General features: G+C 51.4%; 13 protein-coding genes. 8 read left to right on the forward strand and 5 right to left on the reverse strand.

All coding sequences use genetic code 11. The annotated features are described in order from the left end of the window. The first annotated feature begins 14 nt into the window (after positions 1 to 14). Both N5095_RS10855 and N5095_RS10860 read left to right on the forward strand, forming a co-directional pair. The gene (locus tag N5095_RS10855) at positions 15 to 806 is read left to right on the forward strand and encodes a helix-turn-helix transcriptional regulator (protein WP_267622847.1); all 792 of its coding nucleotides are present in this window, start codon (positions 15 to 17) and stop codon (positions 804 to 806) included. After that, positions 803 to 2,146, forward strand: a complete 1,344-nt coding sequence (locus tag N5095_RS10860; protein ID WP_267622848.1) for a cytochrome P450 — start codon at positions 803 to 805, stop codon at positions 2,144 to 2,146. The genes N5095_RS10855 and N5095_RS10860 overlap by 4 nt, the downstream gene beginning before the upstream one ends. A 240-nt stretch (positions 2,147 to 2,386) precedes the next feature. On the opposite strand, the gene N5095_RS10865 is transcribed toward N5095_RS10860, so the two are convergent. Next, positions 2,387 to 2,572, reverse strand: a complete 186-nt coding sequence (locus N5095_RS10865) for a hypothetical protein (protein ID WP_267622849.1) — start codon at positions 2,570 to 2,572, stop codon at positions 2,387 to 2,389. 727 nt (positions 2,573 to 3,299) lie between these two features. On the opposite strand from N5095_RS10865, the gene N5095_RS10870 reads away from it, so the two are divergent. Both N5095_RS10870 and N5095_RS10875 read left to right on the forward strand, forming a co-directional pair. Further along, positions 3,300 to 4,151: a hypothetical protein gene (locus N5095_RS10870; RefSeq protein ID WP_267622851.1), complete on the forward strand. Its 852-nt coding sequence runs from the start codon at positions 3,300 to 3,302 to the stop codon at positions 4,149 to 4,151. A 446-nt stretch (positions 4,152 to 4,597) separates the two neighbouring features. Next, positions 4,598 to 6,049, forward strand: a complete 1,452-nt coding sequence (locus tag N5095_RS10875; RefSeq protein WP_267622852.1) for a ribonuclease H-like domain-containing protein — start codon at positions 4,598 to 4,600, stop codon at positions 6,047 to 6,049. On the opposite strand, the gene N5095_RS10880 is transcribed toward N5095_RS10875, so the two are convergent. Then, entirely contained in the window at positions 6,046 to 7,281 is a 1,236-nt protein-coding gene (locus tag N5095_RS10880; RefSeq protein ID WP_267622854.1) for a tyrosine-type recombinase/integrase, read from the reverse strand. The two genes, N5095_RS10875 and N5095_RS10880, sit on opposite strands and share 4 nt — an antisense overlap. 555 nt (positions 7,282 to 7,836) lie before the next feature. On the opposite strand from N5095_RS10880, the gene N5095_RS10885 reads away from it, so the two are divergent. Next, entirely contained in the window at positions 7,837 to 8,502 is a 666-nt protein-coding gene (locus tag N5095_RS10885) for a hypothetical protein (protein ID WP_267622855.1), read from the forward strand. A gap of 110 nt (positions 8,503 to 8,612) precedes the next feature. Here N5095_RS10885 and N5095_RS10890 read toward each other — a convergent pair whose 3' ends face one another. Beyond that, positions 8,613 to 9,503, reverse strand: a complete 891-nt coding sequence (locus N5095_RS10890) for an HFX_2341 family transcriptional regulator domain-containing protein (RefSeq protein WP_267622856.1) — start codon at positions 9,501 to 9,503, stop codon at positions 8,613 to 8,615. A 180-nt stretch (positions 9,504 to 9,683) separates the two neighbouring features. Here N5095_RS10890 and N5095_RS10895 point away from each other — a divergent pair, with 180 nt between their 5' ends. From N5095_RS10895 to N5095_RS10905, 3 genes are read left to right on the forward strand one after another with little or no spacing between them, the layout of a single operon-like run. Continuing rightward, positions 9,684 to 10,508 (forward strand): hypothetical protein, encoded by an 825-nt coding sequence (locus tag N5095_RS10895; RefSeq protein ID WP_267622857.1) that lies wholly within the window; start codon positions 9,684 to 9,686, stop codon positions 10,506 to 10,508. After that, on the forward strand, positions 10,508 to 11,560 hold the full coding sequence (locus tag N5095_RS10900; protein ID WP_267622859.1) for a CBASS oligonucleotide cyclase: 1,053 nt from the start codon (positions 10,508 to 10,510) through the stop codon (positions 11,558 to 11,560). Before N5095_RS10895 ends, N5095_RS10900 begins: the two co-directional genes overlap by 1 nt. A gap of 25 nt (positions 11,561 to 11,585) precedes the next feature. Further along, a complete protein-coding gene (locus tag N5095_RS10905; protein ID WP_267622861.1) occupies positions 11,586 to 12,215 on the forward strand; it encodes an SLATT domain-containing protein in 630 nt (209 codons plus the stop codon). 677 nt (positions 12,216 to 12,892) lie between these two features. Here N5095_RS10905 and N5095_RS10910 read toward each other — a convergent pair. Together N5095_RS10910 and N5095_RS10915 are read right to left on the reverse strand one after the other, a co-directional pair. Continuing rightward, positions 12,893 to 14,224 carry a polysaccharide deacetylase family protein gene (locus N5095_RS10910; protein WP_267622862.1) on the reverse strand — a complete coding sequence of 444 codons (1,332 nt, stop codon included), beginning with the start codon at positions 14,222 to 14,224 and terminating at the stop codon, positions 12,893 to 12,895. A 100-nt stretch (positions 14,225 to 14,324) separates the two neighbouring features. Further along, the gene (locus N5095_RS10915) at positions 14,325 to 15,491 is read right to left on the reverse strand and encodes an outer membrane protein assembly factor BamB family protein (RefSeq protein WP_308203534.1); all 1,167 of its coding nucleotides are present in this window, start codon (positions 15,489 to 15,491) and stop codon (positions 14,325 to 14,327) included. Position 15,492 lies beyond the last annotated feature (1 nt).

Here is a 15,492-nt window from a genome sequence, read left to right on the forward strand (position 1 = left end):
TAGAGACGTGGAATATGCCCAAATCGGGGGACAGTACTGAACTCCGGGCAACGCTCCACAAACGACACAAAGTCCTCACCGCTCTTGCGACCACGCCTCAGACGAAGCCACAACTCATTGAGACTGTTGGTTTATCCCGCTCGACAATAGATCGAGCGATTAACACGCTCGAAGAGATAGGTTGCATCGAACGACATAGAGGTGACTACCAGCTCACCCAAATCGGGCGTGTGAGCCTCACTGAACACGAACGTTACAAAGAGACGATGGACGGCGCTGTCCGCGCAAGAGATTTCCTCAATGCTCTTCCTGATGACGCCCATATCGACCCTGTCTTTTTTAACGGAGTTACCGTACAGGCCGCCGCACCCCACGCCCCAGAGTCAGCACTCGAAGCGAGTATCACGCAGCTCGAAACCACCGATCGACTCGTTGGTCTCGCTCCCGTCATCCTTTCCCTCTACACGGACGTTCTCACCAGTCTCGTCCGTGATCATGGGCTTCAATCGGAAATCCTTCTCCAGGAAAGCACGCTAGACTCCCTCCGCGAGTACTACCAAGACCAATTCAGCGCGATGGATATGACTGACCACTTCGACTTCTACGTTACTGATCAAGAGCTCCCTTACGCGCTTTGGATCATGGAGCGCGATAAACACCCTCTCGCTGGCATCACAGTTCACGAGAATGGGGGTGTGCGCGGCGTGTTGACGAACGATTCTACGGACGCAGTCCGATGGGCTCGCGAAGAGTATACCCAATATCTTGATCACGCAACGCGCGTCACGGTCGACGCTCCCCAATGACCACACCCATCGACGGTCGGGGAAATCCATCGAACGCGGGCAATCCTCCCAGTCCGCCCGGCCAACCGGTTCTCGGCCACACAATCCAATTCTTCCGTGCGAACCCCCTCGACTGGTTCACAGACCTCACAGTAGAGTACGGTGATGTCGTCCAACTCGACGTTGCCGGACAAACCGTGATCCTGCTTTCGAATCCTGACGATATTGAACGCGTCCTCATCGCAAACAACCAGAACTACCGGAAAGGAGGTTTCCAGAAACTCGTGACGAACTCGCTTCTCGGCAACGGCCTCGTCCTCGCGGAAGGTGACGAGTGGCGGACTCATCGTCGGGGTCTGGAGCCGGCGTTCCACCCTGACCGGATGCCAGGCTACGCGCGTCGGATTCGCTCGCACACCGAACGCCTCCTGAACAGCTGGTCGTCCGGCGATGTCATCAACCTCGAAGAAGAGATGAAACGACTAACCCTCCGTATCATCGCGGACGCGTTGTTCGGCGTCGATCTTGCCGAGGATGCAACTGAACTCGAAATCGCGTTCACACGGGTTCTGAGACACTTTGAGCGCATCAGCCAGACCTATGTTTACCTCCCGGAGTGGATTCCAACTCCGGAGAACATGAGATATCGGCGTGCGTTAGACACGCTGGAGGCTGCTGTGCAGAAGATTATCGACGCGCACCGGACCGGAAAGATTGGGCGTCGAACCGTCGTTACTCACTTGCTCGAAAATGAAGGTGGGTGGAGTGAAGACGAGATGCGGGACGAGATTGTGACGTTGCTTGTGGCGGGGCATGAGACGACGGCGCTCGCGCTGACGTTCACGGGGTATCTACTCGGACGGAATCCTGGTGTGGCCGCGCGGATCACGTCGATGGTTCGCGGGCTCGACGACGGCTTCGTCGATGGTGTCGCGGAGTGCGTAGAGCTGGACCGAGTCGTGAAAGAGTCACTGCGACTGTATCCACCGGTGTACGGAGTTTTCCGAGAACCAATCGCGGATGACGTCCTCGGAGGATATCGAATTCCATCGGGTTCGATTCTTGCGCTCAACCAGTGGGTCGTCCATCGCGACGACCGATTCTTCGATCAGCCGGACGAGTTCCGTCCGGGTCGGTGGACGGAGAAGTTCGAGGACACGTTGTCTCCAGGGGCATATTTTCCGTTTGCGGCAGGGCCGCGTCGATGTCTCGGGGATCGGTTCGCGCTGTTGGAAGCGAAGCTCATCTTGGCGATGATCCTCCGAGAGTATCAGTTTGAGTTAGTTTCGGAGGTGCCACTGGAAGTCGTTCCGTCGCTGACGACGCAACCGAAGGACCCAGTCCGTATTCGACTCGATTAAACCCAGCATTGGCAGCTATGTGGTGATTTTCGGAAGATGGGTGCCCACAACCGTGGAGGATAGATTTGTCTCGTGACCTCTTTCCGGGGGTGCCTGTAAAGACCTCAACTCAGCTCGAAGATCAACTGATGCTCATCAGCGCGCCTTTTGAATCTCCCCCGTTTGAGTGGGTGGTTCTTTTTTATACGCCCGTATCTTGGATTGGAAAACGTGTCGTTCTATCGCAGACCTCGTCTCGAATTAGGTGATGTGTGTCGCTTCAAAATATGTGACCACCTCTTCCGTGGCTTCGGTGGTGACCTTGTCGGTGAGCTGGCCCTGATAATCATCCTCTGGGATGTCGTTGGGAATGCTATTGAGGCGAGCGAGGAGGTCATCAGTCGTATCCAAGAACCGATGTTGAATCGCGGAAATGAACCACGGCATTATTGACGATCTTCCGGCGCGCCGCCTTCTACTCAGCTCTCCATCAAAAGGGAATCGACTCATCGTGCCACGTCCGTGTCATGAGCGTGAGACAGAGCTACTGCTCAGGGTAGAACGGGACAGCATCAGGACTGATAAACGGCCACGGACGTGGTGCGACACCTCCATCGTCATGCGATGACTCGGAGTTTAAATCCGAATCTTGTTTGAATTGATCGAATTCTGCAGGATTTCTGTCACTCCGGCAATTTTCACTGGTCGGAACGCCTGATCAGCGTGCGAGGCAAGGAACGACAGGACGTGCTCCGATTTTCAGTAGCTATCCTAATCAGAATTGGAGTCGCCATCCCAACTTTACTGTCGAATGCGTACCGCATCAGCTGAACTCACCTTCTCTTTGCTGGAACTGAATCACGACGGTTTAGGTTAAAAGAAAGTCGAAGTCATTCTACGATATTGGTAATTTCGTATAGGATAATTGCAGTTGGTAGCAAGGGAATTGCGGTGTCTCTTGTCTGATTACACCGAGTATCTCCAATTCTATGAGTAGAAGGGTGATCCACCGATTACTGAAAAATACGACTTCGACGACCTTTACGAACTTGAGAAAATCTCTGAAGACAGTATCCAACGGGTTCACCGGGCCGAAATCCACGGTTATGATGGAGAGACCGATAGCTGGGTGAAATGGCCGTACCGTTCCGCGTTATTCACCGAGGATGGACGGATGGCAGGCGACGTCTCCAAGAACAAGGACTTCTACCAGGTAATCCAGTACGATGACATCCTCAATGATACTGCTGACGCGATCAGACGGAAGCAACAGACCGACGACCTGAACTTCGGCGTATCCGGCTATGTAGAGCTCGCAGATGACTACCACAAGATGACCGCGAACACCATCTTCGACGGCGACGAAACCACTCTCCATCTCGAAGACGATGACGCGATCCAAACCGGATTAAACATTCGCTCCGGGCACTCAGGCTTCCACGGTCTCAAAATCCAGCCGTCCGCGCTACGCCAGATCTGCAGCAACGGCATGATGGGCTGGGTCGCGGACAAAACCTTCGAGCAAACACACAGCGAAGAATACCAACCCGCATTAATCCATCACGGCGTCGACGCAGTCATTGACGGAGCCGAAGAGCTTGAACAACGCTTGGAAGCAGCTCAAAACGAATACCTCCTCGGTGGGAAAGACGAACTCCGCTTACTGATGCATGAAATGATCGGGGACTACCTCGATACACCGATCGGAGATATCCCGCTGTCAATCGAAGCAGAAACCCAAGCAGACGATATCTCGCTATACGATGCGTACCAGTCGATGACACGAGCACTCAGCCACCATGCAAAGGATGATGTCCCTCAGTACAGACTTGACAGAGGTTTCGACGAGGCAGCCCGGCTACTCGACACAGGCTACAACCAGTTACCGGATGCGGAGCAGTTCGGCGAACAGGTCATCGAGAGACGTGCCAACCAAGTAATCGAAAACCAAGACATCGAGCGGTACTGGGATCAGGAGGACGAAACCCTTCAGGAGCTGATGGCCCAGCACGGTCTGACCGCGTAGTAGTGGTGGTGCAGCCATCGATCGACGGGAAGAACACTGGTACTGGCAGGACCGAAACCAGAAAGAAGGCACACTCACCACCACGGTCCTCGAAAAAGATGGTATCCAGCTCACGAACCCGTTCTTCGATTCATTGGAGGATGCGGAACGGTTCCTCGAAAGCCTCTACGAACTTCATCCGGGCTCGACGACTACCTACCTGACGGAGGATACTCGATCCATGAAGAATATTCTGAACAGTTACTGGACCACGACCATCAATTGAGCGCCGCTGAAGCTTACTACTGCAAGGGACCGGATGACCAAGAGCTGTAAAGACGATTCTCCCCCCCATTGATTTTTTCCCACCCATAGAAGGAATCCTGGAGCCAGTAAATGGTCCGGATCCAGTACCGCCATATACGCGGATAGTTTTTTCAGCGACCATATGTATTAGAGGCTCAGGTATGGATATTCTGGCGTTCTCTGACTGGCGTGTACAGCCGATCGATGATCTATACAGATTAGTTGAGTCGATCAATACGAATCTGGATCTAATACTCTACAGTGGTGACGATCTCAGCCGGTTTGTTGAGGAGGGTTCTAACTATCTCGATGAGTTAGCAGATCGAGCTGGTGCAGATCTCGGCTTCGTCCGTGGAAACGACGATCTTCCGGCAGCTGTAGGCCCTGAGCTTGAGACTGATCGCGTTCACGATTTGCACCGAAATCCGTACCAGCATGGCAATTACGTAGTAGTTGGTCAGGAAGGAGCGATCGGGTCTGAGGCGATCGGACCGCTCACTTACTCAGAGCAAGAGGTTCGAGAACATCTCCGAGAGTTCTCTGAGAGCTACCAGAGGAAGCGTATAATTCTCGTGACTCACACACCTCCGTACGGTATTCTTGATATCGGACAGCGATTCGGGGAGCGACACCTTGGTTCGAAAGCAGTCTACGAGTTCATAGAGTCAATGAGTCCAGAGCTCACCGTCTGCGGGCATGTACACCAGTTCGGCGGACAGACCGAGTTCAGTAAGTTCGGACCTATTGTCAATGTGGCTTCGCACGACGACCCGAATGCTGACGGACGGTTCGCGACAATCCAATTATCGAGCATCCGATCAGAGATCAACCACTCTACTATCAATCAGCGGCTCGCGGACCCTCTGACTAAACTCAATCAGGTGGGAAATTCCCGTGCAAAACTTCTGCGTGAAGCCGGCTTCGAAGAACTCAGACAATTCACACGGGATCGACGTGAAGAACTCCTGAGAATCGACCACGTCTGGGAGGATATAGCTGACAAAATACTCATCCACGCCGAAGCCTACCGAACAGGCCAGCCTCTTGTGGTCACACCAGAGCCGTTCGCTGCTCTACAGAGCCGTAAGCCCGTACTGGTCGATATCGAAACCAATCTGAGGCAAGATCGGATTTGGCTTATCGGAGCATACAGCTACCGAGATGTGGAATTCACCCAGTTTCTTGAACCCGATGACGAAGCAGGGCTCTGCAAATCATTCTACGAATATCTTCAAGCCCAGAGCCAGCCAGTTGTAGCATACTATGCTGGTCAGGGATTCGACGAACGGATCCTGCAGGACCGAATGGAATCTCACGACATCAATCTATCCGACGTAGTTGAAGAATGGGTGGATGTCTGCCCGATCGCCCGGAAGAATATCTTCGTTCCAGCCCCCAGCCATCGCCTCTCCACAATAGCAACCAGTCTCAACTACGAATTCACCTACCCCGATATCTCAGGATTCGAGATTGGGGGCGCGTACTCAAGATATCTCACAAGCGGCGAGCCCCCGGACTGGGAAAAGTATCAGGAGTACAACCGCGACGACGTAATGGCACTCAAACATATCCTCAGCGCAGCCGCCGCGGACAATACGAACCCGTCAGATTAGATTTGATCCAGCTTCTCCAATACACCCTTCTCTTCGAGTTCGACGAGTCTGTCTATGACCTCTTGTTTCGACCTCTGCTCGTTCTTTTGTTGGAGGCTGAGTGGTCTGCCGCAGTTCCCGCATTCCGAGTGGTGTGATTGGTTTGTTTGACCACAGAAAGGACAGTCCACAGTCTCTGATTCGTTGTTATCGGTGTTGAGACCGTATTCTTGTCGGATGGCTTGGTTGACGTCGTCGTTGTTGAGGTGGACGTAGACTTTCGCCCTATCACTACCTGGTTTCCAGCCTGCAAACTTATTCAATTGCTCGTAGCCCATGAACTTCGCTACCTCGGTCAAACGGGTGTGCCGGAGGTTGTACGGCCGCTGCTTGTTCTCAGGGATTTCAGCGCGTTCACACGCATCCTTGAACCGTCGACGTAACGCATCGTAGTTCATCCGGTCACGAGGATTCGGAACGTACTCCGTGCAATCATCGGTGTGGTTATGCGGTATGTTGCCACAGTTCTTACACGCCTGTTGCTCTCGTTTCACGAACAAGGGCGCAGACGAGTCCTCGATATCGCCCATGGTTCCTCCAACAGGGTGTTCAAGCAGCCATTCTCGGAGTGTTCTTCCGGCCCGGATCAACTGGTTCGTGCGATCAGGTGTTCCTTTGAGTCCCTGGAGGAAGATGAAGTCGCCTTTGCCGTTCGAGGTGAAGTCGGCGATGCTGGTATTGATGATTTCTCCGGGTCTTCCGCCTGATTCGTACATCAGTTTGAAGAACGCCCGGTCACGTGTGCTTCGGAAGCCCTGAAACAAGCTTTTGAGTTCTTCTTCGGTGAAGAGGTCGTTTCGTGTGACGGGTGAGGCCTTAGCGCCTTTCTTGTGGACTGAGAAGAACTCGACCTTCTCAGGGTGTTTCCCGCCGTTTTCGATCTTGTAGAACTTCTTCACCGCGCAACGGAACTTGTGCTTCGATGCTTCGGCGTAGTCGCTCCGGTTAACACGGGCGATCACGGTCTTCAGCTCAGATTCAGTGGCTCCCCGTAGTTCGAAGTCGTCTGGAGCGAATTTCTTCAGCAGGGTCTTGAAGGCGTAGATCATCCGGACCTGCTGGGAATTCCCGACTCCTTCCGCAGCTGAGGCATCGATATAGGTCTCTACCGCCTCGATGTTTCCCTGGGAAATGGGTTCGTCTCGTAGATTTTGAAGACTGCGCTGTACGTCGTCGTACTTTGTGGTTGACATAATTCTTTGATTCAGTAGTTGGTTGGAGAAATCGAGCGGGGAAAACAAGGATTCGTTTGGTAGTCGGTGACCACCGTTCACTTGGAGTCCAGTGAACGGTTGGTGGGAGTGGACCCTCAGTCCCTGTTATTTACTGTCTACAGGTCTGTTCCGTCTTACTTTTCCCTAAGCCCGATTTCGCTTGGGTTGATTTTCAATACAATATGTCTGAACAAGATTTATTAGTATATGTATACTCATGTCGCACTCAATCGAAACAAGGCCGCAGAAATCGAATGAAGATGTGGTATCTCGCTAAAACCATGACTCATCAATAAATAATCTCACGAACCAGCGATTCAAGCGGTATGAGCAGTAATTTGGCGAGCTCGGCGGAATTCAAAGTCGAAGCAGGATTTGAAATCAGGTGTTTGAAATTTCTTCTTGTCAAGTAGTCAATTAAAATTACACACATTTGATTATTGAAATTTCTACTGTAATCTTGTGAACCAGTTTCTGTTAGTTCTCCAGTAGAATTATTCCTCAACTATGCGACTACCGATATATCTACTAAGTATGACCGAGACTGGCCGCAATGAATACGAAAGAATAGACAATACGTACGGATTCGGTCAGCAAGAGTATCAACAGCGGAGTCAATTACACGACCAAGCATGTAATAGAAAAAACTCGTTGTTTTGGACCTACAAGCGGATGTTCGTTGCCGCGGAATGGGTCGGACGATTTGGATGGGGTCTCGACCTGTTTACGGCAATCATCGGGTCCGTATTACTCTACGCGTTGACTCGAGAAGGATCTCCTACAAATCAGCTTCTCAATTCCCTAATAGAATTCGCTCCAGCGGATTTAGCAATCATCATCTTGGTCGGATCTCTCTTGAGTGCTTTCTACGGGCCGAAACTACGATCTAGAGTCTATTACAATGCGGGACAAGAGATTCAAGAGCTGCACGACCAGCTGGATGACTTCATCGAGATGGAGATTATTGACCAAGAATCGGAATTTGATGATTTGAAACAGAAGTACCAGCGCTTGAACCGAAGGAGGCACCGTCTGAACCAATCGACACCTCAATTAGGCGGGTATTGGTATCGATTGATGAAGGCCAAAGAGAAGTACCAAAAGACCGTCCCTTGGGAGGAGTATTCCGAATATGAGGAGGAAACATTCGAAGAAAAAATCAAGCGGCTAAACGGAGAAGGTAGTGAAAATGATAGCTGAGGATAACATTATATGATAAACGCTATCGCACTACGTCGAAAATTTCTTCACATCTACCGAAATCTGCCACACATATTATGACTTTCACACGGTGAGTGGGTTTGTCACACTTAATTTCTTCTAAAATGTGTCTCTACCCAGAGTTCACCTATTGTTGAGAGCCGGGTTTCGTGGCCACCGCTCTTCTCAGTTCTACGGATATAGCCCTCATCCTCGAGCTGTCTCACATTGTACTGGACCTTACTCCGCAGAGACTGGTACTTCTCTTCGCGTTGCTCCGCCAACAGACGTGCTAAAGCTGAGGTCGAAGAAGCTGGCCCATTTTCATAGAGACAGTATAGAATCTCCCGCTCAAACTCTCGTAGATCGGATAGCGGCGCTGCCGGGAATTCTACGAACATCTGTCCATTACCTAATCGGCTTGCGCCCTTCGTCACTCCGCTTTGGTCAACCTCCTCAAGTAGAGTATCGACCGCTTGAAGTCGATCCTGGATTCTGTCATCGTTATAATCTTCACCCAGTTCCTGAAGCATCTGTTTCTGCTCGCGTAGCTCCCCAATCATCTCAGTAACCAGATACTCCTCAGGTGAGACATAGTACGTGTGAATAGATTCACGGAGTTCAGGGCGCTCTACGATCAGAGAATTAGCCGCAGTAGCGAACGCAAACGCGACCGTCCTAGGCATTGACGAAATATTCACCCAGACATCATTCCCGCTGTCAACCTCCTCCCTGATTTGACGATGAGCTTCTCGATAGAGGCTCTTGTAGTCGTAGATGTCTTTGACCGGCTGGATTTCAACTTCCTTCCCGAGTACAGTCCGAAAAGTATGCTCAAGCCGGTCAACCATTGTCTCGATAACTGCCTCGGCGGATTCACCGCTATCCTCTGAGGATTGAAGGAGTAGAATTCGGTCCGCTTCTAAACCCCCTTGGGAGATAGGTAGTAGCAGTCGTTCGTAGTCGAATCCGACCGGAATTATATGAACGGTCTCACTCATCGAGCTATCTTCCCTTCCACTCCCGACTAAGCCATCAATTGAGGTAAAAGGATTCGGAACCGGGCCTACTGACAAACTATTTTGCTCACACTCAGGTTTTGGCCGACCTAGAGCAAACACTTAAGTTTCCGTGTCTGTTTTGTTTACGCGTACGGGAGACGTGCGAAAACACAGAACAACATGATCCCCAACGAATCACACCCGGGATCCAACCCCGCAGAGCTCAACGAGAAGAATAGCGGCCTGATTCTGCTTGCTGAAAGGCAGAACGCCCACGAGGAGTTCATCGAGGGCTACCCAGGACAGCTCACGATCGTGCTCCGGATCAACCACGTGCAGACGCTGCTGAACAAGGACCACACCGCGGAGTCATTCTACGGCCCAGATGTGACAGTAATCACCACAACAACCGTTTCCGACCAAGTCCTTGCAGATCTCACCTGGGAGAAGGAGCGGGATTTGATTCAGCGGTTCAACCCTGACTACCATGTCCCGTGTGACTATCCGGTCTACAAGTCAGATGACGGTGGTCGACGAAGAGACCATGTCGAGAACTATCTCAGAGGTTTGCTCTGGCTCTCTCCTCGACTACAGAGAGTCGAGCTAATCCCGCTAGTCAAGGGGGAGACACCTGACGAGCGTCTTCGATGTTACAAGGTCTTCCAGAGCCTTGGCGCTGGTTACGTAGTGTTCTACGGTACGCAGTACTTCACGTCGAGGAAAGGTTTCAAGCCGCTGCGGCAGGACATCTGCCAGGTCGTTTCCGAGCAGCCGGATCTCAACATCATGCTGTTCGGTCTGCAGTCACCTCGACTCCTTCGGAAGCTGCCGCCTCAGGTCGTCGCGGCAGTAGGTCGGCGCTGGATTGGCGAGATACAGCTTCGTGACCGTTCAGTCGTTGAGAACAATTCACTTTACGATAGCATGAAAGAGAACGTTGAATCAGAGCTGGGTCAGGGTCAGATGCCTCTCGGTGTTTGGAGCTCGACGGAGGTGATGGCGTGATGGGTGGCGGATACCGGACCTCGATGACGCAGCAGTCTCATGCCGGCAGAGCACCGGTCGAAACCCCGGAGGTCGATAGAACCCTGGACCAAATTCTCTCGACAGAGAACGAGGTCGAGGACTGCTACGAGAACTACGCCGAGGGGTCGAAGATCACCGACCGTCAAGGGGAACGGATCTCTGATCGGCGTGACCGACTGGTGAACATTCTGGAGGAGAGCATGGAGGTTGAGGATAGCCGGTTGATTGGTTCCTTCACCCGAGATACGATGGTGGGTCCGCTCAACCAGGACTCTGATGCGGATATCATGGTCGTGCTTGATGCCGACCGTCATCGCGAATGGATTCATCAGGAGAACGGTCCCCGGAACTGCCTGAATGCAGTCATGCGGCAAATCCAGAATGACCCACGGTTCTCCGATACAGAGGTCCGTGTCCGTCGGAATGTTGTGCAGGTCCGGTACCACGACTCCACGATCGAGATCGCGCCCGCGTTCGACTACAGTAAAGTCCCGCAGGCAAAACACCCGAAGCAGGACGGCTGGAACCTGTTCAACGATGCGAGCGACGGGTATGCGATTCCGGACACCCACGGGAAGCAGTCCTGGCAGGGTACGAACCCGCGGAGGTACAAGCAGATGTTCGAGGTACGGGACGAGGCGAACAACGGTCGGGTTTCAGGTCTCACCCGGACGATGAAAAAGTGGTCGGAAAACAACGATGTGCCGGTCCGTTCCTACCATATGGAGATTATGGTGTACAACTACTTCGCTGAGAAGTCCAGAACTGGCGAGCCTGTCCCGAGTTCGTATGAATCTCTTACACGGGATTTCGTCAATACTCTTCCCAGTCGGGTGAAGAATACTACTCGTGAGCCAGTCTACGATGAAGCCGTAGATAGTGGGACGAGTCGGGAGCAGAAGGACCGGGTGGCGAAGAAGGCGAAGTCTGCGGCTGAGAAGCTGAAGCGGGCTAAACAGCTGAAGAAGCAAGGCGAGACCGAGAAGGCGAAGGAATTGCTCCGAGAGGTTCACGGAGAGGGATTCAATTGAGCCCGTACAGAGAGGCGATGAAGGGATGAAGTCGCAGGAGGCTGATTTCGATTACGAAGTCCACGAACGTTTGCGGTCTAGGGTGGCTAATGCTGCAGATAGCGTTCTCTGGACATTCAAGGCCTTCTACAGGGCAGCCGATTTCTACCGCAAGGTAGACTTGGCGTCCGACTGGATAGTCTTCGGCATTTCTGCTCTGCTCACAACTGCTTTGATTTGGGGATCAACACCTCGGATCTGGTTGATCGGGTTGGCGATTTTAACCGCAGTTCTCTCGGGATTCAGGCGCATGATCAAGCCCGGTAAGAAAGCCGACGAGTATTACCGGGCGGCGAACGCCTACCACCGCTTGTTCGATGACTTCCGAGACTACATCGAACTCGATCTCGCGGATGAGAGCACGGGGTTGGAGACTATGCAGGAGAGGTATCGGGAGCTGGCCGAACGCCGGCAGGACCTGAACGAGAACCAGCCGGACGTCACCAGCCGTTGGTACCAGAAGCTCGACGACAGTGTCTACGACGAGATAGGAACTACTGACGAAGCGAAGGAGAATCTTACCGGGGACGCCTGCCTCTCAGATACTGAGACTGAATCATCAACTGGTGAAGATCTGGCGGACAGCGCTCGACTCGGGCGCGATAAAGACAGTTAGGACACATTCAGTAGCGTTTTCGTTGTATAATCGTTCTACAGAAGCGCCCTTGTCGGTGAGCACCCAGGTTGTCGGTTGAATTCAACATCCTGTTCTATGTGTGCCATTATTTCTCTCACCCAGTTTTGGACAATGAGTTGAATGATGGTGGCTGCTGGCAGCTAGAGAGTTCTAAGCAGTTTTTCGGCGAGTTCGGCCGTATCCGGAGCTGGAGTAATCTTCCAGAGGAGGTGTTCGGCTTGTTCGGGTTAGCGGAATATAGGTGTAGACAAGTGAAAATCATGATTGGACCATTACTATTAACAAATCTCGTGCCTTAGAAACCTCTGACTCGTTGGGTGGGTTGGCGGCGGACACTGACTTATTTGGCGAGTCAACGGCATTCCGGCAGGACACCCGAACTCACACCCGGGTGCTCCCTGTTCCAGGGATTGCCATCCTTTCAAATCCAGCCAAGCGGACAACTCAGAAAAATCAATTGTTCTCAAGCTTGAGTTTGGCAACACCATCCTAAATTGTTATAAGCCTTCATCACCCGTTATATCGAATAAGCCACGCAGCTGCCGGTTCTAATGAACTACGATGTTCAGTTTGATTGATGCAGACAACCAGGACAAGCTAATAGGTACAAACCCCAGAGAAAGGAAACGGCCTCAGTTAATCTAATTACAGAGATATTATTTGAATAGACTAGTTAACCAGTTAACAAAGTTATTGAAAAACCCTTTGTTAGAGTCTGAGTTATTTGACGAAGTACTATCAGGACGTGCTAAGGGTTCAGATGTGTTATTAATAGTGGATTGAGAGGTAGTAGGAGTTGCTGCAGTAGTTGATTCGGAAGTAAGTTCTGAGGTATTTGAGCTCGGTGATTGGGGTGAACCTCTCGGTTCCGCAGTTTGAGTTGGTTCCACCGAATTAGTGGTGCTTGTACTCTGGTCTGCGGTCTTGGTGCTTGTTGGTTTATCAGTAGTAGAAGAGCTACTTGTGCTTGTTGACGTATTCTCCTCTGAAGAATCTTTGGTAGAGGTCGTTGATTCGCTGGGTGAAAATTCAGATTTTAGTACCCCTTGGTCCTCAAAAGCTTCAGTCAGTGTTACTATCTCTATATCGCGCTTCTGGGCTTCTTGAATAGCGAGTCGGATCCGGTCCTCGGTCAGATCTTGATACCAAGTATGGGCGGCGAACATGCCTAAAAGACCGTCCTCTTCAACAGTATCAAGGAACTCTTTCAATCTCTCTTCGGACATCTTGTCCTTCCGATAATACGATCGACCGACCTCATATGGGTCGATTCCTTGACCAGGATTGAGACCCTGATAATTGAAGTTAGCGACCCCATCATAATGATCTTTGATTATTTCGTTAGAACGAGGACCATGACGACCGAACGGATACACGAAATTATTGATTTCTAATCCCATCTCTTCAAGTCGATTTTTTGACTCTGCGATGGCAGTTTTCAGTACATCATCGGTTAGTCGCTCCTGCGCTCCGTTCTCTACCGAGTAAGAGTTTTCGACGGGGTTCTCAAGGAGCAAGTACTCACCGCTCTGGTCACTTTCTCCACCAATCACCGTAGCTACCTCTTCTGAATTCTCATCAGAGATAAGAATTGTATCTCCTAGATTCCAGGCGTGGAGATCGGTTTTTACGTAAATTTTCTCATCGCCGGGTGAGATGTCTCTCGTTATTTCGATGGGACCGAGCGCTCTGTGATCCATTGTATGAGAGAGAATCTCCCAGCCTGCATCCTCCATTTCGAGTAAGTGTTCACCGTCGAGATCATCTTCCGCCTTTACAAGATTAACAACTGCACCAACACACGCAGGAGCGTTTTTCTCTTGATGGATCGGAAACGCTTTTGAATAATCGGTGATCGGACCATCGTCGTACACGAACACCAACTGACCATTTGACCCTTGGCCTGAGACGCTGGGGAGGGCTGTAATGCTGATGCCGGCTGCAGCGGTACGGAGGTAGTGGCGTCTATTGACTCTGAATGAACTCATGGTCTATAACAACCTTCTCTCATAGCGGGACCTTATTATATGGTAGGTAAACCCGATTCCAACGCTACCGAGCGAAGAAAATAATTATGTTTTCTAAGTTTTACTTCAGCTTGCTTAGGTTGGATCCTCCGGTATATATTCTTCCGTTTGCAACAGTCGGTGAAGATGTGTCTCGGTCAAACGTGTAGAGTTTTTTCCCAGTATTCTGGTTGAGAGCTGTGTTCCCGAAGAAGAGTTTTCCGCTTCCTTCTCCTTTTCCAACTGGAGCAACCGTTGGGTCATAAACGCTTGGTAGTGCTGCAGTGCTTTCCCAGACAGTAGATCCGTCTGAAGCGCTTAGAGCAACCACAGGAGCACTATCTCGATCAAGTCCGGATCCACCGATTGCGCCGACAAAGACTTGATCTCTGATTACTGTAGGCGCGGACCAAGTTTCCGTCTCGTCTGCCGGCGCCTTTTTCCACCTCAGAGAGCCATCGGACTTGTTTAACGCCACAACCTCGCCAGTATACCCGCCTCCAAGGAAGACGGTGTTACCAGTTACGATCGGAGGTGAGAGAATTCTGTTATTCTTGAAACTGCTGGAACCAGCTTCTGACACCCAAGTAGCCTCTCCGGAGCTCAGGTCAATCGCGTGCACATCATTAGCAGCCAAATAGACAGTTCCATCACTTATCCCGACCGGAGGTGCGTGCGCATGCTCGAGTCCCCAAGCAATTCCAGCATCGTATGTCCACTTCACCTTTCCTGTTGAAGAGTCGAGAGCATAGAGGCGGTCTCGAACCGCAGATTCGCCATCCCGAGAGATAGAATTGGGGTTCCCATTTTCTACTACTAATATCGTGTCTCCCGCGATCACAGGGTGACTATACCCCTGCTTTACCCCTTCAATAACGGAGTTGAGTGGATTTTCCCATACTTCTTTTCCATTGCTTCTGTCAAGTGCTCGGATACCCTGTCCCTCAGTTCCGAAGAACACCAAGTCTTCATTCACTGCAGGTACCGTAAGACCTGTCCCCTCAATATTCACCGGGAACTCCCACCGAAGGTCCCCGCTTTTTATATTTACTGAGAAGACTGACGATGGCCCAACGGTAAAACCACTGTTCCCGGATACGACTGGTGTCGTTAACGCTCCGCTCCCTAAGTCAACAGACCAACTGGGACTTGGAGGCATTCCGAATGAGGCGCTTACCTGTGTGGTACTACCTACTGTGCTTGCGATTCCGACTGACGTGAGGAGTGTACGGCGATTTAGTTCTGGCATT

It is taken from the genome of Halobium salinum, assembly GCF_026586625.1.
GTDB classification, from domain to species: domain Archaea; phylum Halobacteriota; class Halobacteria; order Halobacteriales; family Haloferacaceae; genus Halobium; species Halobium salinum.

What these genes read in the sequence shown, in the direction of transcription:
- N5095_RS10855 (WP_267622847.1), top strand. Translation starts at nt 15, where the DNA reads ATGCCCAAATCGGGGGACAGTACTGAACTCCGGGCAACGCTCCACAAA.
- N5095_RS10860 (WP_267622848.1), top strand. Translation starts at nt 803, where the DNA reads ATGACCACACCCATCGACGGTCGGGGAAATCCATCGAACGCGGGCAAT.
- N5095_RS10865 (WP_267622849.1), bottom strand. Translation starts at nt 2,572, where the DNA reads ATGCCGTGGTTCATTTCCGCGATTCAACATCGGTTCTTGGATACGACT.
- N5095_RS10870 (WP_267622851.1), top strand. Translation starts at nt 3,300, where the DNA reads ATGGCAGGCGACGTCTCCAAGAACAAGGACTTCTACCAGGTAATCCAG.
- N5095_RS10875 (WP_267622852.1), top strand. Translation starts at nt 4,598, where the DNA reads ATGGATATTCTGGCGTTCTCTGACTGGCGTGTACAGCCGATCGATGAT.
- N5095_RS10880 (WP_267622854.1), bottom strand. Translation starts at nt 7,281, where the DNA reads ATGTCAACCACAAAGTACGACGACGTACAGCGCAGTCTTCAAAATCTA.
- N5095_RS10885 (WP_267622855.1), top strand. Translation starts at nt 7,837, where the DNA reads ATGACCGAGACTGGCCGCAATGAATACGAAAGAATAGACAATACGTAC.
- N5095_RS10890 (WP_267622856.1), bottom strand. Translation starts at nt 9,503, where the DNA reads ATGAGTGAGACCGTTCATATAATTCCGGTCGGATTCGACTACGAACGA.
- N5095_RS10895 (WP_267622857.1), top strand. Translation starts at nt 9,684, where the DNA reads ATGATCCCCAACGAATCACACCCGGGATCCAACCCCGCAGAGCTCAAC.
- N5095_RS10900 (WP_267622859.1), top strand. Translation starts at nt 10,508, where the DNA reads ATGGGTGGCGGATACCGGACCTCGATGACGCAGCAGTCTCATGCCGGC.
- N5095_RS10905 (WP_267622861.1), top strand. Translation starts at nt 11,586, where the DNA reads ATGAAGTCGCAGGAGGCTGATTTCGATTACGAAGTCCACGAACGTTTG.
- N5095_RS10910 (WP_267622862.1), bottom strand. Translation starts at nt 14,224, where the DNA reads ATGAGTTCATTCAGAGTCAATAGACGCCACTACCTCCGTACCGCTGCA.
- N5095_RS10915 (WP_308203534.1), bottom strand. Translation starts at nt 15,491, where the DNA reads ATGCCAGAACTAAATCGCCGTACACTCCTCACGTCAGTCGGAATCGCA.